Source organism: Streptomyces sp. NPDC057950, from assembly GCF_042887295.1.
Lineage (GTDB): Bacteria > Actinomycetota > Actinomycetes > Streptomycetales > Streptomycetaceae > Streptomyces > Streptomyces kaempferi.
The window spans coordinates 70283-87512 of the sequence record NZ_JBHVPP010000019.1; the positions used below are offsets into that span (position 1 = coordinate 70283).

Annotated in this window: 17 protein-coding genes and 1 riboswitch; of the genes, 7 read left to right on the forward strand and 10 right to left on the reverse strand. The window is 71.4% G+C overall.

Annotation, left to right across the window (positions count from 1 at the left end; genetic code table 11):
* Positions 1 to 20: 20 nt before the first annotated feature.
* Positions 21 to 287: a DUF4031 domain-containing protein gene (locus ACFVTC_RS28645; protein ID WP_329288580.1), complete on the reverse strand. Its 267-nt coding sequence runs from the start codon at positions 285 to 287 to the stop codon at positions 21 to 23.
* A complete protein-coding gene (locus ACFVTC_RS28650; protein WP_390131391.1) occupies positions 284 to 679 on the reverse strand; it encodes a hypothetical protein in 396 nt (131 codons plus the stop codon). The genes ACFVTC_RS28645 and ACFVTC_RS28650 overlap by 4 nt, the downstream gene beginning before the upstream one ends.
* 55 nt (positions 680 to 734) lie before the next feature.
* Here ACFVTC_RS28650 and ACFVTC_RS28655 point away from each other — a divergent pair, with 55 nt between their 5' ends.
* The 3 genes from ACFVTC_RS28655 to ACFVTC_RS28665 all read left to right on the forward strand — a co-directional run bounded on the left by ACFVTC_RS28655 (position 735) and on the right by ACFVTC_RS28665 (position 3457).
* Positions 735 to 1658 (forward strand): MurR/RpiR family transcriptional regulator, encoded by a 924-nt coding sequence (locus ACFVTC_RS28655; protein ID WP_390131392.1) that lies wholly within the window; start codon positions 735 to 737, stop codon positions 1656 to 1658.
* A 205-nt stretch (positions 1659 to 1863) separates the two neighbouring features.
* The gene (gene murQ, locus ACFVTC_RS28660) at positions 1864 to 2811 is read left to right on the forward strand and encodes an N-acetylmuramic acid 6-phosphate etherase (RefSeq protein ID WP_390131393.1); all 948 of its coding nucleotides are present in this window, start codon (positions 1864 to 1866) and stop codon (positions 2809 to 2811) included.
* A 58-nt stretch (positions 2812 to 2869) separates the two neighbouring features.
* Positions 2870 to 3457 carry a hypothetical protein gene (locus ACFVTC_RS28665; protein WP_390131394.1) on the forward strand — a complete coding sequence of 196 codons (588 nt, stop codon included), beginning with the start codon at positions 2870 to 2872 and terminating at the stop codon, positions 3455 to 3457.
* 121 nt (positions 3458 to 3578) lie between these two features.
* Here ACFVTC_RS28665 and ACFVTC_RS28670 read toward each other — a convergent pair whose 3' ends face one another.
* The 5 genes from ACFVTC_RS28670 to thrC form a co-directional block, all read right to left on the reverse strand.
* Positions 3579 to 4733: an NADH:flavin oxidoreductase gene (locus ACFVTC_RS28670; RefSeq protein ID WP_390131395.1), complete on the reverse strand. Its 1155-nt coding sequence runs from the start codon at positions 4731 to 4733 to the stop codon at positions 3579 to 3581.
* A 197-nt stretch (positions 4734 to 4930) separates the two neighbouring features.
* Positions 4931 to 6553, reverse strand: coding sequence for a chaperonin GroEL (gene groL / locus ACFVTC_RS28675; protein WP_168528718.1), 1623 nt, complete (start codon positions 6551 to 6553; stop codon positions 4931 to 4933).
* A gap of 433 nt (positions 6554 to 6986) precedes the next feature.
* Entirely contained in the window at positions 6987 to 7193 is a 207-nt protein-coding gene (locus tag ACFVTC_RS28680; RefSeq protein WP_007493268.1) for a cold-shock protein, read from the reverse strand.
* A 454-nt stretch (positions 7194 to 7647) separates the two neighbouring features.
* Entirely contained in the window at positions 7648 to 7923 is a 276-nt protein-coding gene (locus ACFVTC_RS28685; protein ID WP_390131396.1) for a MoaD/ThiS family protein, read from the reverse strand.
* Between the two features lie 120 nt (positions 7924 to 8043).
* Positions 8044 to 9381 carry a threonine synthase gene (gene thrC / locus ACFVTC_RS28690; RefSeq protein ID WP_390131397.1) on the reverse strand — a complete coding sequence of 446 codons (1338 nt, stop codon included), beginning with the start codon at positions 9379 to 9381 and terminating at the stop codon, positions 8044 to 8046.
* Positions 9382 to 9398: 17 nt separating this feature from the next.
* Positions 9399 to 9555: riboswitch (SAM riboswitch) on the reverse strand.
* Positions 9556 to 9722: 167 nt separating this feature from the next.
* Here thrC and ACFVTC_RS28695 point away from each other — a divergent pair.
* Together ACFVTC_RS28695 and ACFVTC_RS28700 are read left to right on the forward strand one after the other, a co-directional pair.
* Complete coding sequence (locus ACFVTC_RS28695; RefSeq protein ID WP_390131398.1) at positions 9723 to 10667, forward strand: glucosyl-3-phosphoglycerate synthase; 945 nt, start codon at positions 9723 to 9725, stop codon at positions 10665 to 10667.
* 126 nt (positions 10668 to 10793) lie between these two features.
* Positions 10794 to 12206, forward strand: coding sequence for a trehalose-6-phosphate synthase (locus ACFVTC_RS28700; protein ID WP_390131399.1), 1413 nt, complete (start codon positions 10794 to 10796; stop codon positions 12204 to 12206).
* 28 nt (positions 12207 to 12234) lie between these two features.
* Here ACFVTC_RS28700 and otsB read toward each other — a convergent pair whose 3' ends face one another.
* From otsB to ACFVTC_RS28715, 3 genes are all read right to left on the reverse strand, one after another.
* The gene (otsB, locus tag ACFVTC_RS28705; RefSeq protein WP_390131400.1) at positions 12235 to 13110 is read right to left on the reverse strand and encodes a trehalose-phosphatase; all 876 of its coding nucleotides are present in this window, start codon (positions 13108 to 13110) and stop codon (positions 12235 to 12237) included.
* A gap of 300 nt (positions 13111 to 13410) precedes the next feature.
* Complete coding sequence (locus ACFVTC_RS28710) at positions 13411 to 13638, reverse strand: DUF3263 domain-containing protein (RefSeq protein ID WP_168533769.1); 228 nt, start codon at positions 13636 to 13638, stop codon at positions 13411 to 13413.
* Between the two features lie 47 nt (positions 13639 to 13685).
* Entirely contained in the window at positions 13686 to 14951 is a 1266-nt protein-coding gene (locus ACFVTC_RS28715) for an ABC transporter substrate-binding protein (RefSeq protein WP_390131401.1), read from the reverse strand.
* 137 nt (positions 14952 to 15088) lie between these two features.
* Here ACFVTC_RS28715 and ACFVTC_RS28720 point away from each other — a divergent pair, with 137 nt between their 5' ends.
* Entirely contained in the window at positions 15089 to 16039 is a 951-nt protein-coding gene (locus tag ACFVTC_RS28720) for an ROK family protein (RefSeq protein WP_390131402.1), read from the forward strand.
* Entirely contained in the window at positions 16039 to 17184 is a 1146-nt protein-coding gene (nagA, locus tag ACFVTC_RS28725; RefSeq protein WP_390131403.1) for an N-acetylglucosamine-6-phosphate deacetylase, read from the forward strand. The genes ACFVTC_RS28720 and nagA overlap by 1 nt, the downstream gene beginning before the upstream one ends.
* Positions 17185 to 17230: the final 46 nt, after the last annotated feature.

Sequence of the window (17230 nt, forward strand, 5' to 3'; positions counted from 1 at the left end):
TGCCACCCCGGACCCGGCCCTCACCCACCGGCGTGCTTGCGCCGGCGCAGCCCCGCCCCGTGCAGCAGCCGCACCACCTCGCGGCTGCCGACCTCCACCGCCCCGGCGCGCACGGCGTCCGCGTAGCGGTGTGCCGGGACGTCGTAGTGGTCACGTTCGAAGGCACGCGACGGGACGCCGAGGCCGGCCGCGAACCGGTGGAGTTCGTCGTACGACAGGTCGCTGATCAGGTGGGACCACAGGCGGCCATGGCCGGGCCACGTGGGCGGATCGATGTAGACGGTCACGAGGACGGGAGGTCGCCGGTGGCCGATCCGAGGGTGCCCACCGACGCGACCTTCACCCCGGCCTTGTGGCACACCCAGTGCGGGTCGGGCCCCAACTCGGGCTCCACGTCGAGCGCGTGCGGGTCCCCGGAGCCGCAGACCGGGCACAGCGGCCACCGTCCGTACCGCTCCAGGAGCGCGTCCTGCACGTCCTGGGCGACCAGTCCGGCGACATAGCCGAGACCCTCCGGCCACTGCTCGACCCACCAGCGGCGCTGCACCACCGAGTCCTCGACGAGCGAGACGACGTCCGCCTCGGCCACCTCCCCGGCGACCAGGTCGGCCAGGACGAGGGCACGAGCCGCGTGCAACGCCTGCTCCAAGGGGCTGATGGGATCACTGTGGGGGGGCATGCACCCATTGTGCGCACTCTTGACCGGATACCCCAGCAGAAAATATCTTTCAGAGGTGACTCGAGACGTGAAGGAAATTTTCGCCGGTGAGGCGCCGCCCGCTCCGGCCGCCCTCGCGGCCAAGGTGCGGACGCTGGCTCCGTCGATGACCCGTTCCATGCAGCGGGTCGCCGAGGCCGTCGCCGCGGACCCGGCCGGCTGCGCGTCCCTCACGGTCACCGGCCTGGCCGAGCTCACCGGCACCAGCGAGGCGACGGTCGTGCGCACCTCCCGCCTCCTGGGCTACCCCGGCTACCGCGACCTGCGTCTCGCGCTCGCGGGCCTCGCCGCCCAGCAGCAGTCGGGCCGCGCCCCCGCGGTCACCGCCGACATAGCGGTCGACGACCCGATCGCCGACGTCGTCGCCAAGCTCGCCTACGACGAGCAGCAGACCCTCGCCGACACCGCGGCCGGGCTCGACACGGTCCAGCTCGGCGCGGCCGTCACCGCGCTCGCCGCCGCCCGCCGCGTCGACATCTACGGGGTCGGCGCGTCCGGTCTCGTCGCCCAGGACCTCGCCCAGAAGCTCCTGCGCATCGGGCTGATAGCCCACCCGCACAGCGACCCGCACCTCGCCGTCACCAACGCGGTGCAGCTGCGCGCCAAGGACGTGGCCGTCGCGATCACCCACTCCGGCTCCACCGGCGACGTCATAGAGCCGCTCCGGGTCGCCTTCGAGCGCGGGGCGACCACGATCGCGATCACCGGCCGCCCGGACGGGCCCGTGACGCAGTACGCGGACCACATCCTCACCACTTCCACGGCCCGCGAGAGCGAACTGCGCCCGGCGGCGATGTCCTCGCGCACCAGCCAGCTGCTGGTGGTCGACTGCCTGTTCGTGGGGGTCGCGCAGCGGACGTACGAGACGGCGGCGCCCGCGCTGGCCGCGTCCTACGAGGCGCTGGCGCACCGGCACACCCCCAGGAGGCGTGCGCGGTAGCGCGCCACCGCAGCCCGGAAGAGGCCGCAGGCCGTACCAGACCCCCGGACCGACACGCCCGTCACACCCGTCACGCCCGTCACGCCCGTCACGCCCGTCACGCCCGTCACGCCCAGGCTCGCCCACGTGACCGAGCCGCACCCGTCACACCCAGCGCCCCGAAGGGCACACCCTTGTCACCCCGCACCGGAAAGAGCCGCTCCACATGACCTCCACCGCCGACGCCTCCTCCAACCACCGCGATCTGCGTGCCGAGCTGGAGACGCTGACCACCGAGGCGTTCCGCCCCGAACTCTCCGAGATCGACCGGCTGCCGACGCTGGAGATCGCGAAGCTCATGAACGCCGAGGACGCGACCGTGCCGGCGGCCGTCGCGGAGCGGCTCCCCCTCATCGCCGCCGCGATCGACGACATCGCGGAACGGATGTCCCGCGGCGGCCGGCTGATCTACGTGGGCGCGGGCACCGCGGGCCGCCTCGGAATCCTGGACGCCTCCGAGTGCCCGCCCACCTTCAACACCGACCCGTCCGAGGTCGTCGGCCTGATCGCGGGCGGTCCGGGCGCCGTGGTCACCTCGGTCGAGGGCGCCGAGGACTCCAGGGAGCTGGCGGCGGCCGATCTGGAGGCACTCTCCCTGACCCCCGACGACACGGTGGTCGGCATCTCCGCCTCCGGCCGCACCCCGTACGCCGTCGGCGCCGTGGAACACGCGCGCGCCCGCGGTGCGTTGACCGTCGGCCTGTCCTGCAACGCGCACAGCGCCCTCGCGGCCGCCGCCGAGCACGGCATCGAGATCGTCGTCGGCCCCGAGCTGCTGACCGGCTCCACCCGTCTGAAGGCGGGCACGGCCCAGAAACTCGTCCTCAACATGTTCTCGACGATCACGATGATCCGGCTCGGCAAGACGTACGGGAACCTGATGGTCGACGTCCGCGCCTCGAACGAGAAGCTCCGCGCCCGCTCCCGTCGCATCGTCGCACTGGCGACCGGCGCCTCGGACGAGGAGATCGAACAGGCCCTCACGGCCACCGACGGCGAGGTGAAGAACGCCGTCCTCGCCCTCCTCGGCGGGGTGGACGGCCCGACCGCGGCCCGTCTCCTGGAGGAGAGCGACGGCCACCTGCGCGCGGCACTCGCGGCGGCACCCCGCTGAGCGGCACCCGGTGGACCGGCCCCACCGGGTTGTCGGTGGGGCGTGGCAGGGTGGACGCATGAACCACGCACAGCTGACCGCCCTCGGCCGGGCCCTGCGCGTCCTGGGCGAGCACGGCGACGCGCTGAACGCCGACACGCCCGACGCGAAGCTGCACGAGGTCAAGGCCGACCTCAAGCGGGCCCTGGACCTGCTGGAGGAGACGGTCACCACGGCGGTGCCCACGACCCGCTGCGCCGAGCACCCGAACGGCCCGGTGGACGAGGGCGCCCCTGACCTCTGTCTGCTCTGCGAGACCCGCCGCCGCACCGCCCGCCGCACCGAGGTCAACGACGCCTACGGGCACGCCCGCCCCGCCGGCCCGGACGAGTCCCCCGAGCGCACGATGTCCCGGTACGGCGTGCGCGCCGACCGCCCCCAGCCCCAGCAGCGCTGGCTCCCGGAGGTATGGACGGGGCAGGCCTGGGCGCTGTGCGGCACCCCGCGCCGCGATCGCCAGGAGGCCGAGCGCTATCTCGCCGCGGAGCGCCGCACCCCCCGGCCGGGCATGGCCTACCGCCTGGTCCACGAGTTCACGGACTACGAGGTGCTGCGCATCTGGGGCACCCCGGTCAAGGTCGACATCGAACCGATGGGGAACCTGTAGCCGAGGCCCGCGAACGCGCCCGCCGACCGTACGGAAGCGGGCGTTCCGGACTCCGGGCCGGACCCGCGGCCGGGGCGGCGCCGGGCGCCGGCCCGACCACGGGCCAGGTCGAGGACGAGGGTCAGCTGAGCGTCCGCAGCGCCGCCGGGTCGTACGCCTTCAGCTCGTCCAGGCGGCCGGCGAGGACCTTCTCCGCCCACTCGGGGTCCTGGAGCAGCGCGCGGCCGACGGCGACGAGGTCGAACTCGTCGCGCTCCAGACGGTCGAGGAGGTCGTCGATGCCACGGACGGAGGAGCCCTCGCCCTGGAATGCCTTCAGGAACTCGCCGTCCAGGCCGACCGAGCCGACGCTGATGACCGGCTTGGCCGTCAGCTTCTTCGACCAGCCCGCGAGGTTGAGGTCGGAGCCGTCGAACTCGGGGAGCCAGTAGCGGCGGGTGGAGGCGTGGAAGACGTCCACGCCGGCCTCGGCCAGCGGGGCCAGGATCGCCTCCAGCTCCTCCGGGGTCTCGGCGAGCCGTGCGTCGTACGCCTGCTGCTTCCACTGCGAGTAGCGGAATATGACCGGGAAGTCCGGCGAGACCGCGGCGCGGACCGCGGCTGCGATCTCCGCCGAGAACCTGGCCCGGGCCACGGGGTCGCCGCCGTACGCGTCGGTGCGGCGGTTGGTGCCCGACCACAGGAACTGGTCGAGCAGGTACCCGTGGGCGCCGTGCAGCTCGACGCCGTCGAAGCCGATGCGCTCGGCGTCGGCGGCCGCCTTCGCGAACGCCTCGATGACGTCGTCCAGGTCCTGCTGGGTCATGGCCTTGCCGGTGACCTCGGCGCCCTCGTTGGTCAGACCGGACGGGCCGACCGCCGGGGCGTCGGCGAACGGCGGCTGACCGGCCTCACGCACCATGCCGATGTGCCACAGCTGGGGCACGATCGTGCCGCCCGCCGCGTGCACCGCGTCCGCGACCTTCGTCCAGCCCGCGAGCTGCTCCTCGCCGTGGAAGCGCGGGACGCGGTCGCTCTGGCCGGCCGACTCGTGGCCCACGTAGGTGCCCTCGGTGACGATGAGACCGACGCCCGCGGCGGCACGGCGGGCGTAGTACCCGACGACGTCCTCGCCCGGGACACCGCCCGGCGAGAACTGCCGGGTCATCGGTGCCATCACGATCCGGTTCGGGACGGTCAGGCCGTTCAGGGAGACGGGGCGGGACAGGATCTCGGCTGCACGGGAGGCGGCGTTGGCAGTCACGTACGGGACTCCTCGGAGAGGTCGGTCGGTCATCGGGCGGACGACTGACGGGCATTCCCCTCGGTATGTGCATGCGCATCAACCGCCCGACACCTCAACCGCCGGGTCCGGCGCGGCATTCCGGTGCTCTCCGACTCCTTGTGTGACCCCGGACACGCCCGAGGGCGGCACCCCTTGCGAGAAGGGGTACCGCCCTCGGAACGTCAGGACAGTGATCAGCCGGAGGCGGATCAGAAGTCCATGTCACCGCCCGGCATGCCGCCCGGAGCGGCCGCGGAGGCCTTCTCCGGCTTGTCGGCGATGACGGCCTCGGTGGTGAGGAACAGCGCGGCGATGGAGGCGGCGTTCTGCAGGGCAGAGCGCGTGACCTTCGCCGGGTCGATGATGCCTTCGGCGATCATGTCGACGTACTCACCGGTCGCGGCGTTGAGGCCGTGACCGACGGGCAGGTTGCGCACCTTCTCGACGATGACGCCACCCTCGAGACCACCGTTGACGGCGATCTGCTTGAGCGGGGCCTCCAGGGCGAGCTTCACGGCGTTGGCGCCGGTCGCCTCGTCACCCGTCAGCTCGAGCTTCTCGAAGACCGAGGAAGCCTGGAGCAGGGCCACGCCACCACCGGCGACGATGCCCTCCTCGACGGCCGCCTTCGCGTTGCGAACGGCGTCCTCGATGCGGTGCTTGCGCTCCTTGAGCTCGACCTCGGTGGCGGCACCGGCCTTGATGACGGCCACGCCGCCGGCCAGCTTCGCCAGGCGCTCCTGGAGCTTCTCGCGGTCGTAGTCCGAGTCCGAGTTCTCGATCTCGGCACGGATCTGGTTCACGCGGCCGGCGACCTGGTCGGCGGAGCCGGAGCCGTCGACGATCGTGGTCTCGTCCTTGGTGATGACGACCTTGCGGGCGCGACCGAGCAGGTCGATCCCGGCGTTCTCCAGCTTGAGGCCGACCTCCTCGGAGATGACCTCGCCACCCGTGAGGATGGCGATGTCGCCGAGCATGGCCTTGCGGCGGTCACCGAAGCCCGGGGCCTTGACGGCGACGGACTTGAAGGTGCCACGGATCTTGTTGACGACCAGGGTCGACAGGGCCTCGCCCTCGACGTCCTCGGCGATGATCAGCAGCGGCTTGCCCGACTGCATGACCTTCTCCAGGAGCGGGAGCAGGTCCTTGACGTTGCCGATCTTGGAGTTGGCGATGAGGATGTACGGGTCGTCGAGCGACGCCTCCATCCGCTCCATGTCGGTGGCGAAGTACGCCGAGATGTAGCCCTTGTCGAAGCGCATACCCTCGGTGAGCTCCAGCTCCAGACCGAAGGTCTGGGACTCCTCGACGGTGATGACGCCTTCCTTGCCGACCTTGTCCATCGCCTCGGCGATGAGCTCGCCGATCTGGGTGTCGGCGGCGGAGATGGAGGCCGTGGAAGCGATCTGCTCCTTGGTCTCGACATCCTTGGCCTGCTCGAGCAGGGCACCGGAGACGGCCTCGACGGCCTTCTCGATACCGCGCTTGAGGGCCATCGGGTTGGCACCGGCGGCCACGTTGCGCAGGCCCTCACGGACGAGCGCCTGGGCGAGCACGGTCGCAGTGGTCGTACCGTCGCCGGCGACGTCGTCCGTCTTCTTGGCGACTTCCTTGACCAGCTCGGCGCCGATCTTCTCGTACGGGTCCTCGAGCTCGATCTCCTTGGCGATGGAAACACCATCGTTGGTGATCGTGGGGGCGCCCCACTTCTTCTCGAGGACGACGTTGCGGCCCTTGGGGCCAAGGGTGACCTTGACGGCGTCGGCGAGCTGGTTCATCCCGCGCTCGAGACCGCGCCGTGCCTCCTCGTCGAACGCGATGATCTTGGCCATGTGAAGTGGTCCTCCCGGACTGGGGTGGATTGCTCCGGACCGCGCTGGCGCCCGCGACGGACGGCCTGCCTGCCCCGTGGTTCCTTGCACCACCTGGCCTGCGGGCCTCACCGACCCGGTCCTTCGTTATCACTCTCACCTTCAGAGTGCTAACGCAATGATTAGCACTCGCCCCTGCCGAGTGCAAGCGACTCGGGAGGATCCCCAGGTGAACAGGGGCGGCACGACCGCCCTCCGAAGGGGGCCCGCGACCGCCCCCGCGAGGTCACGGAGACGCCCGGGGAGGCACCCGGGACGGAGTCCCCGCAGGTTCGCGGCCGGCACCCGGACGGTCCACGGCCGGACCCTCGGACGGTCGCGGACATACCGAAGGGCTCGCACCCCAGCGGGGTACGAGCCCTTCGTCACGTCGAACAGTCAGTCGGCGCGTGCTTCAGCCGGTCGCGAGCCGGACCATGTCCGCCTGCGGCCCCTTCTGGCCCTGCGAGATCTCGAAATCGACCCGCTGACCCTCTTCCAGGGTGCGGTAGCCGTCCATCTGAATCGCGCTGTAGTGGACGAAAACATCCGCACCACCGTCGACCGCGATGAAGCCGTACCCCTTCTCCGCGTTGAACCACTTGACGGTGCCCTGAGCCATGCCTAACTCCCCTATTACTGGCCCTTGCACAGGACCGCACTTCGCGGGCCCGGGTCAGACCTCCACCCCCCAACGGATTGGGGGTGTGCGCCGGAACGCGTCGACCGCGGCTGAATGTATCTGCCCAACTGCCGTCTGCAACAGGTCAATCGGACGAGAATTCTGGGCAGGCCCGATCGGGAATATAGGGAGACTTCGCGAGGATTCAGGGCAACTCGGGCCCCATAAAGGCCGCATAAGGCTCAAAAGAGCCGAGCACTTTGGCCACTTCTTATCGCAGGCGGGACGTGCACTCATATGCACCCGGCATGGATAAGGCGGCGTGTTCCCCAACTCTACCCCGCTCAACCATACAGAATTGCCCCCTCCGCTTCTCTCGCGGAGGGGGCAATTCGATGAACTCTCGGTGATTGGCATTACCCACGGTAATGATCTCACTGTGGGTAATCGCCCGTCAGCCTCCGGCGACGGCCGGGATGATCGACACGCCCGCGCCGTCCGGCGTCGCCGTCTCCAGGCCCTGCTCGAAGCGGACGTCGTCGTCGTTGACGTACACGTTGACGAACCGGCGCAGCTTGCCCTCGTCGTCCAGCACGCGCGCGGCGATGCCCGAGTGGTTCTTCTCCAGGTCGGAGATCACCTCGCCGAGGGTCCCTCCCTCGGCGGTCACCTCGGACCGGCCACCGGTGTAGGTGCGCAGGATGGTGGGGATGCGGACGTTGACGCTCATGCGGTGACCTCCCGGTCGGATGGTGGCGTACGGCTGGAAGCGGCCCGGCGGGGGCGCGCGGAACCGCGCGGCCGGCCCCCGCGGGCCCGCGGCCGGGGAACGGCCTCCCCGGCCGGGCGGCTACGCGAGGCCGGCCTCGCGGAAGGAGTCCAGGCTGGGACGGATGGTCGCGGTCAGCCCCGTGCCGGCCACCGCGTCCAGCGTCTTGAGGCCGTCACCGGTGTTCAGCACGACCGTGGTGAGCGTCGGGTCGAGCAGCCCGTTCTCGATCAGTTTCTTGGCCACACCCACCGTCACACCGCCGGCCGTCTCGGCGAAGATGCCCTCGGTACGCGCCAGCAGCTTGATCGCGTCGACCACCTGCTCGTCGTTCACGTCCTCCACCGCCCCGCCCGTCCGCCGCGCGATGTCCAGCACGTACGGGCCGTCGGCGGGGTTGCCGATGGCCAGCGACTTGGCGATGGTGTTCGGCTTCTGGGGCCGGACGACGTCGTGGCCGGCCTTGTAGGCGACGGACACCGGTGAGCAGCCCTCGGCCTGCGCGCCGAAGATCTTGTAGGGCTTGTCCTCGACGAGGCCGAGCTTGATCAGCTCCTGCAGCCCCTTGTCGACCTTGGTCAGCTGGGAACCGGAGGCGATCGGCACGACGAGCTGGTCGGGCAGCCGCCAGCCGAGCTGCTCACAGATCTCGTACGCGAGGGTCTTGGACCCCTCCGCGTAGTACGGCCGCAGGTTGACGTTGACGAAGCCCCAGCCCTCACCGGCCGGGTCGCCGATCAGCTCGGAGCAGAAGCGGTTCACGTCGTCGTAGTTGCCCTCGATGCCGACGAGCTCTCCGCCGTAGACGGCGGCCATGACGACCTTGCCCTGCTCCAGGTCGTGCGGGATGAACACGCAGGAGCGGAAGCCGGCGCGGGCGGCGGCGGCACCCACCGCGCCGGCGAGGTTGCCGGTCGAGGAGCAGGAGAGGGTGGTGAAGCCGAAGGCACGGGCGGCCTCGATGGCCTGGGCGACGACGCGGTCCTTGAAGGAGTGCGTCGGGTTGCCGGAGTCGTCCTTGACGAAGAGCCTGCCGGGGTCGACGCCGAGCTCGCGGGCGAGGTTGTCGGCCTTGACGAGCCTGGTCCAGCCCGGGTTGATGTTCGGCTTGTCGGCGACGTCGGCCGGGACGGGGAGCAGCGGCGCGTAACGCCAGATGTTCGCGGGGCCCGCCTCGATGCGCGCCCGGAGCTCTTCGGTGTCGTAGGCCGAGAAGTCGTAGGCGATCTCGAGCGGTCCGAAACACTCCTCGCAGGCGAAGACCGGGCCGAGCGGCACGCGGTGGCCGCACTCGCGGCAGGAGAGCGCCGCGGCGGGACCCAGATCGACGGAGCCGGCGGAAGCGGAGGAAACGGTGGAAGCGGACGGGTTCGCTGAGGTCGCGGCGTCCGGAGTGCTTGCGACAGTCTGCGCAGCCATGGAGGCGAGGCCCTTTCTCCTCATCTTCCTCACGACGCACTTCGCCGTGAGACGGATTTGGCACCTTCCCGAGCCGGGAGCCCCGCGACGCGATCGGCGATGATCGGTACGAGACCGGCTGGAGGGTTGCCGGGGCTTCATCGGGCCGTATCCCTCTGCCCCTCTGGATGAGCGGTATTCGGTTGTTGGTCTGCTGTCCGGGATGATCTACGACATGCGATGGTCATCCGCGTTGTTCAAGACTGTAACCGAAGGCCAGGACAGTTGAGATAGTCGTCCGAACCGCGAGATGGGTCACACCGTGAGACATCGGGTGATCAGACAGTGAGGAGCCGCAGACTGTGCTGAAGGAAGTCGAGCGCTGGCTGAGTACGCGCTCCTGGTCCGTGTCCGATCGCCCGCTCCACGGAATCATGTCCGCCAAGCGCGCGTCGGGCTCCACCGTGAGCGTCGTGCTGCCCGCGCTGAACGAGCAGGAGACGGTCGGCGAGATCGTCGCCGTCATCCGCGAGGACCTGATGCGCCGGGTGTCCCTCGTCGACGAGATCGTCGTCGTCGACTCGGGCTCGACCGACCGCACCTCGGAGGTGGCGGCCGCGGCGGGCGCGCGGGTCGTGCACCGGGACGAGATATTGCCCCGTATCCCGGCCGTGCCCGGCAAGGGCGAGGTCCTGTGGCGGTCGCTCCTGGTGACGAGCGGGGACATCGTCTGTTTCATCGACGCGGACCTGAGGGATTTCTCGTCGGACTTCGTCTCCGGGATCGTGGGCCCGCTGCTCACCGAGCCGGGCGTGGACCTCGTCAAGGGGATGTACGACCGTCCGCTGGCCGGCGCCGCGGGGCAGGGCGGCCGCGTCACGGAACTCATGGCCCGCCCGCTGCTGAACATGCACTGGCCGCAGCTGGCCGGGTTCGTCCAGCCGCTCGGCGGTGAGTACGCGGCCCGCCGCTCGCTGCTCGAACAGCTCCCCTTCCCCGTCGGGTACGGCGTCGAACTGGGCATGCTCGTCGACGCCCTGCACCTGGTGGGCCTCGACGCGCTCGCCCAGGTCGACGTGGGCGAGCGCAAGCACCGCCACCAGGACGGGCAGGCGCTGGGCCGGATGTCCGCCGCGATCTACCGCACGGCGCAGCTCCGGCTGGCCCGCGGTCACCTCATCCGGCCGTCCCTCACCCAGTTCGAGCGGGGCGAGGACGGTTTCGAGCCGCGCACGTACTCGGTGGACACGGAGGAACGCCCCCCGATGGCCGAAATCTCCGAGTACGTCAAACGCAGGGCCGCGTGAACCGCGTCCCTGGTGAGGGGGTGAGGGACGGCGCCACCGGCCCCACCGCCCCGCGGTCCGTGTCTTTCGTCGCATCCGGCCGACGGGAACGTTTGAGCGTTTCGGTGCCGGGCTAGGTTTCGAGGCATGGCTTCAACGGCTTCACCGCACGGCGCCCACCGGATCCTCGTCGCGTCCAACCGCGGCCCGGTCTCCTACGAGGTGCGCGAGGACGGCTCGCTCCAGGCCCGGCGCGGCGGGGGCGGGCTGGTCTCGGGCCTCTCCGCGATCGGTCCGGACGCGGGAGCCCTGTGGGTGTGCTCGGCGCTCGGCGAGGGCGACCGCGAGGCCGTCCGGCGCGGGGTCGGCGAGGACGGTGTGCGGATGCTGGACATCGACGCCGCTGTGCACGCGGACGCGTACAACGGCATCGCGAACTCGGTGCTGTGGTTCGTCCACCACATGCTGTACCAGACGCCGCTGGAGCCGGTCTTCGACCAGGAGTTCCGGCGCCAGTGGTCGTCGTACGAGGAGTTCAACCGCGCGTTCGCCCGAGCCCTGGCGGACGAGGCGGCCGAGGGCGCCGTGGTGATCGTGCAGGACTACCACCTGACCCTGGTCCCGGGCATGCTCCGCGAACTCCGCCCCGATCTGCGCATCGGCCACTTCTCCCACACCCCGTGGGCGCCCGTCGACTACTTCCGCATGCTGCCCGACGACATCGCCGAACAGGTGCTGCGCGGCATGCTCGGCGCTGACCGGCTGGGCTTCCTGACGCACCGCTGGGCGAACGCGTTCACCGCCTGCTGCGAGGCGCTCGTCGGCGGGCTCGGCGACACCCGGGTCGGCGTGCACGGGCTCGGCGCGGACGCGGACTTCCTGCGCGGGCGCTCCCACGAGGCGGACGTCGCCGAGCGGATGGACGCGCTGCGCGAGCAGATCGGCGAGGGCCCCGACGGCCGCGCCCGCAGGGCGATCGTGCGGGTCGACCGCACCGAGCTGTCGAAGAACATCGTGCGGGGCCTGCTGGCGTACCGGCAGCTCCTGGAGGACCGGCCGGAGTGGCGCGAGCGGGTGGTCCACGTGGCCTTCGCCTACCCCTCGCGCCAGGACCTGGCGGTCTACCGGGACTACACGGCCGCCGTGCAGACCCTGGCGGACGAGATCAACTCCCAGTACGCGACGCCGGGTTGGACCCCGGTCGTGCTCCACGTCAAGGACGACTTCGCCCGCTCGCTGGCCGCCTACCGGCTCGCCGACGTCGCCCTCGTCAACCCCATCCGGGACGGTATGAACCTCGTCGCCAAGGAAGTGCCCGTCGTCTCCGACGAGGGGTGCGTGCTGGTGCTGTCCCGGGAGGCCGGGGCGTACGAGGAACTGGGCGAGGACGCGCTCACGGTGAACCCGTACGACGTCGTCGGCACCGCGCGGGCGCTGCACGAGGCCCTGTCGCTGCCGGCCGGTGAGCGGGCCGAGCGCACGAAGCGGCTCGCCGCGGCGGCGACGGCCCTGCCTCCGGCGCAGTGGTTCCTGGAGCAGTTGCGCGCGCTGGAGGAGTGAGGGCGCCGTTCGCCGCGGCGGGCCGGGGTCACCGGTCCAGCCGGGAGGCCAGTGCCCTCAGCAGACCGACGACCCCGGCGGGGCCGTCCACCACAAGGTCGGCGCGTTCGGCGAGTTCCGCGACCTCCGAGCTGCCGCTGCACACCAGCAGGCCCGGGACGCCGTCCGAGCGGAGTTTGTCGACGGCGGCGAAGGCGGGGAGGTCGCCGAGGTCGTCGCCCGCGTAGAGGACGGCTTCGGCGCCGACCTCGCGGACGTACTCCAGGAGGGCGACGCCCTTGTCCATGCCCGGCGGGCGCAGCTCCAGGACCATGCGGCCCGGTTCGACGATCAGGCCGTGCCGGGTGGCGAGGTCGGCGAGGGGTGCGCGCAGGGACTCGAAGGCGGCCTGCGGGTCCGTGGCGCGGCGGGTGTGGACGGCGACCGCGCGGCCCTTCTCCTCGATCCACGTGCCGTGCCAGGCGCCGATCCGGTCGAGGACCCCCGGCAGCTCGGCGCGGACCGCCGCCACGCCGGGGTGGGGGGCGGGGGCGCTGACGGTGCCCGTGCGGGCGTCCCAGCGTTCGGCGCCGTAGTGGCCGAGGACGACGAGGTGGTCGAGGCCCGGGACACCCGCGAAGCCGCCGTGGCGCACCGCGACGCCGGCGGGGCGGCCGGTGACGACGGCGACGGAGGCGACCTTCGGCGCGAGGGCCGCGAGGGCGGGGACCGCGGCGGGGTGGGCGCGGGCCTGTTCGGGGTCGGGGACGATGGGGGCGAGGGTTCCGTCGAAGTCGAGCGCGATCACGGTTCGGGCCGGGTGCGTGAGGATGGCCTGCAGCCCGTCCCTTCCCGCGGCGGTCGCCGGTGTCGGGACGGTGTCCGTGGTCTCGGGGTGTTCCGGGAATTCCGCATGACTGCCCATACGCCGACCCTATCGGCGCCGCGCCCGAACGCACCCGCCGTTCTCTCGCCCCCGCCGCCCCTGCCCGACCCGTCCCCGGGGCTCCGCCCCGGACCCCGCCAGGGGCGCCGCGCCCCCTGAACCCCCGCTTCGCCCGAAGGGCTCGTCCTCAAACGCCGGACGGGCTGATGGTGCGGGCCCGCATATCCAGCCCGTCCGGCGCTTGAGGACAAGGCCCTTGAGGCCGGCGGGGGTCTGGGGGCGCAGCCCCCAGGTACAGATGGGACGGGTAGGGGCGGCGGGGGCGGGAAAACCCCCGGGTCAGCGGTCGTCGCGGCGGCCCGCCCGGATCCGGCGGAGCCGGTTCACCGTGACCGGATCGTGGGCCAGCGCCCGCGGATCATCGAGCAGGGCGTTGAGAAGCTGGTAATACCGCACCGGCGCCAGCCCGAGCTGCTCCCTTATCGCCCGCTCCTTCGCCCCCGGCCCGGCGAACCCCCGCCGCTCCATGGCGAGAACCGCCCGCTCCCGCGCCCCGAGCTCCTCCATGGACGTCATGGAAAGCACCGTAACCCCCACCACCGACACCCGGTCCCTCAGTCCCTGCTGTCCCTGATGGTCGCCGTCCGCTGCAGCGCGCCGAGGACCCCGGACGGGCTGCCGTCCGGAGCGACCGCCTTGCCGATGTCCCGCTTGATGTCCGCGCTGACGGACGCCCAGGAGGTCTTGCCGACCGGGTAGAGCTGCGAGGTGGGCAGCTCGTCGAGGAACGGGACGAGATCCTTGTCCTTCGTGTCGGCGCTCATCGCCTGGGACGCGGACGTCGTCACGGGCAGCAGGTCGTACTCGTGGGAGAAGGCGAGCACGTTCTTCTCGCTGTAGACGTAGTCCAGGAACGAGCCGATCTGCTCCCGGTGGCCGTTGTGCTTGAACGCCATCATCCAGTCGGCGACACCCATCGTCGTCCTGGCCCTGCCGTCGACGCCCGGCATCGGCACCATGCCGAACTTCACGCCCTTGTCGGCCGCCGCCTTCATCAGCGTGGGGTGCCCGTTGAGCATTCCGACCTCACCCCGGGCGAACGCCGCGAAAGCGTCGGCGCGGTTGAGCTTGGCAGGTGCGACGGGTCCGGTGAGCCCCTTACCGACCAGTTCGTTCTTGAGCCAGGTGACCGTGTCGACGTTCTCCGCCGAGTCGAGGTGGTACGTGCCGACGTCGTCCGTGTAGCTGTCGCCGCCGCTCAGAAGCCACTGCATGGTCTCCGCCTGCGCCTCCTCCGGGCCCAGCGGCAGGGCGTAGGGGAACTTCACGCCCCGCGCCTTGAGCGCCGCCGCGTCGGCCGCGAGCTCGCTCCAGCTCTGCGGCGGGGTGAGACCGGCGTCCGCGAAGAGCTTCTTGTTGTAGAACAGCAGCCGCGTGGACGCGGCGAAGGGCATGCCGTACTGCACCCGGTTCATCTGCCCCGCCTCGGTGAGCTGGGAGGCGAAGTCGGCCTGGACCGGTATGGAAAGCACCTGATCGGCGCTGTAGAGCTCGCCCTTGGCCGCGTAGTCGGCGTACGCGCCGATCTGTGCCAGGTCGGGCGCCCTGCCCGCCGCGACCCGTTCGCCCACCTTGCGGTCGACATCGGTCCAGGGGTACACGGTGACCTCGACACGCACACCCGGGTGGGCGGTCTCGTATCCCTTGACCACCGTGTCCCAGTATTTCTGGGAGCTGTTGGCCTTGGAGTCGCCGTAGTCGGCCGCCACGAGTTCGAGGGTCACGTCCGGGGACCCGTCCGAGCTGCCGCAGCCCCCGAGGGTCGCCGTCATACCCAGTGCGGACATCACCGCGACCAGTCCTGTCCTACGTCGCTGCACGCTGTTGTCTCCCACCCCTGCGCCGTCTTGCCGTCTTTGCTTCTGCGTCCATTGCATCCGTCTCGGAATGCGGATACAAGGTCTACACCACGTGAGTGGACTAGACCTCTCCTGGGGTAAGGGGCGAGACTGTCCCCGTGAGACATGTCATCGCCCTCGATGTGGGCGGCACCGGGATGAAGGCCGCCCTCGTCGGGCCGGCGGGCGAGCTGCTCCACCAGGCCCGCCGCGCCACCGGCCGGGAACGCGGCCCGGACTCCGTGGTCGGCGCGATCCTCGACTTCGCGGCCGAGCTGCGCGCCCACGGCGAGCGGCGCTTCGGCGCGTCCGCGGCGGCCGCCGGGGTCGCCGTCCCCGGCATCGTCGACGCCGACAGCGGCACCGCCGTCTACTCGGCCAACCTCGGCTGGCGCGACGTACCGATGCGCCGGCTGCTCGGCGAGCGGCTGGGCGGCGTACCGGTGGCCCTCGGGCACGACGTGCGCACCGGCGGTCTCGCGGAGGGCCGCATCGGCGCGGGACAGGGCGCCGACCGCTTCCTGTTCGTCCCTCTCGGCACCGGCATCGCGGGCGCCATCGGCATCAACGGCACGGTCGAGACGGGCGCGCACGGCTTCGCCGGCGAGATCGGCCACATCGTCGTACGCCCCGGAGGCGCCGTGTGCCCGTGCGGACAGCGCGGCTGTCTGGAGCGTTACGCGTCCGCGGCGGCCGTCAGCCAGGCATGGGCCGAGGCATCCGGATCCCCCGACGCCGACGCGGCGGACTGCGCGAAGGCCGTGGAGTCGGGGGACCCGCGGGCCGTCCGGGTCTGGCAGGACGCCGTCGACGCGCTCGCCGACGGACTCGTCACCGCGCTCACCCTGCTGGACCCCCGCACCCTGATCATCGGCGGCGGCCTCGCCGAGGCCGGGGAGACCCTGTTCGCACCCCTGCGGGCCGCGGTGGAGCGACGCGTCACCTTCCAGAAGCTGCCGTCGCTCGTCCCGGCCGCCCTCGGGGACACGGCCGGCTGCCTGGGCGCCGGTCTGCTGGCCTGGGACCTGCTCGAAACCCCCCTCACCGACCGCTCGGAGGTAACCACCTGATGGCCCCTAGCAAGGTTCTCTCCGGTGCCAGGGTGGTCCTGCCCACCGGAGTCGTGGACGGCGGACGCGTGATCGTCGACGGCACGCGCATCGCCGGGAGCACGGCCGACGACACCCCGGCCACCGATCTGTCCGGCCACTGGCTCGTGCCCGGCTTCGTCGACCTGCACAACCACGGTGGCGGCGGCGCCTCCTTCACCTCCGGCACCGTCGAGGAGGTCCTGCGGGGCGTGCACACGCACCGGCTGCACGGCACCACCACGGTCGTCGCCTCGACCGTGACCGGCGACATGGACGGCCTGGCCCAGCGCGCCGGGCTGCTCTCGGAGCTGGCCGAGCAGGGCGACATCGCGGGCATCCACTTCGAGGGCCCGTTCATCTCGCCGTGCCGCAAGGGCGCCCACTCCGAGGAGCTGCTGCGCGACCCGGACCCGGCCGAGGTCCGCAAGCTGATCGACGCCGCGCGCGGCCGGGCCAGGATGGTCACCCTCGCCACCGAACTGCCGGGCGGCCTCGACTCCGTGCGTCTGCTGGCGGAGCACGGGGTGATCGCGGCGATCGGGCACACGGACGCGACGTACGAGCAGACGGTGGAGGCCATCGACGCGGGCGCGACCGTGGCCACGCACCTGTTCAACGCGATGCCCGCGCTCGGTCACCGCACGCCGGGTCCGATCACGGCTCTCCTGGAGGACGAGCGGATCACCGTCGAGCTGATCAACGACGGCACGCATCTCCACCCGGCCGCCCTCCAGCTGGCGTTCCATCACGCGGGCGCGGGCCGGGTGGCGTTCATCACGGACGCCATGGACGCGGCGGGCTTCGGCGACGGCCGCTATCTGCTCGGTCCGCTGGAGGTCGAGGTCAGCGAGGGTGTCGCGCGGCTGGTGGAGGGCGGCTCGATCGCGGGCTCCACGCTCACCCTGGACCGCGCCTTCCAGCGGGCGGTCACGATCGACCGGCTGCCGGTCGAGGACGTCGTCGCGGCCCTGTCCGCCAACCCGGCCAGGCTGCTGGGCGCGTACGACAGGGTGGGCTCGCTGGAGCCGGGCAAGGACGCCGACCTGGTGGTTCTCGACGCGGAGTTCACGCTCAAGGGCGTGATGCGCAAGGGTGAATGGGTGGTCGATCCCCAACTGGACTGATTCATCCGTTTGTTGCCGTGCGGCGGTCGGCCCGGGGGACTGGGCC

Coding starts and splice junctions, on each gene's coding strand:
- ACFVTC_RS28700 (WP_390131399.1), top strand. CDS start 10,794: ATGGCTTCAACGGCTTCACCGCACGGCGCCCACCGGATCCTCGTCGCG.
- murQ (WP_390131393.1), top strand. CDS start 1,864: ATGACCTCCACCGCCGACGCCTCCTCCAACCACCGCGATCTGCGTGCC.
- ACFVTC_RS28650 (WP_390131391.1), bottom strand. CDS start 679: ATGCCCCCCCACAGTGATCCCATCAGCCCCTTGGAGCAGGCGTTGCAC.
- ACFVTC_RS28680 (WP_007493268.1), bottom strand. CDS start 7,193: ATGGCTCAGGGCACCGTCAAGTGGTTCAACGCGGAGAAGGGGTACGGC.
- otsB (WP_390131400.1), bottom strand. CDS start 13,110: ATGGGCAGTCATGCGGAATTCCCGGAACACCCCGAGACCACGGACACC.
- groL (WP_168528718.1), bottom strand. CDS start 6,553: ATGGCCAAGATCATCGCGTTCGACGAGGAGGCACGGCGCGGTCTCGAG.
- thrC (WP_390131397.1), bottom strand. CDS start 9,381: ATGGCTGCGCAGACTGTCGCAAGCACTCCGGACGCCGCGACCTCAGCG.
- ACFVTC_RS28670 (WP_390131395.1), bottom strand. CDS start 4,733: ATGACCGACCGACCTCTCCGAGGAGTCCCGTACGTGACTGCCAACGCC.
- ACFVTC_RS28685 (WP_390131396.1), bottom strand. CDS start 7,923: ATGAGCGTCAACGTCCGCATCCCCACCATCCTGCGCACCTACACCGGT.
- ACFVTC_RS28665 (WP_390131394.1), top strand. CDS start 2,870: ATGAACCACGCACAGCTGACCGCCCTCGGCCGGGCCCTGCGCGTCCTG.
- nagA (WP_390131403.1), top strand. CDS start 16,039: ATGGCCCCTAGCAAGGTTCTCTCCGGTGCCAGGGTGGTCCTGCCCACC.
- ACFVTC_RS28710 (WP_168533769.1), bottom strand. CDS start 13,638: ATGGAGGAGCTCGGGGCGCGGGAGCGGGCGGTTCTCGCCATGGAGCGG.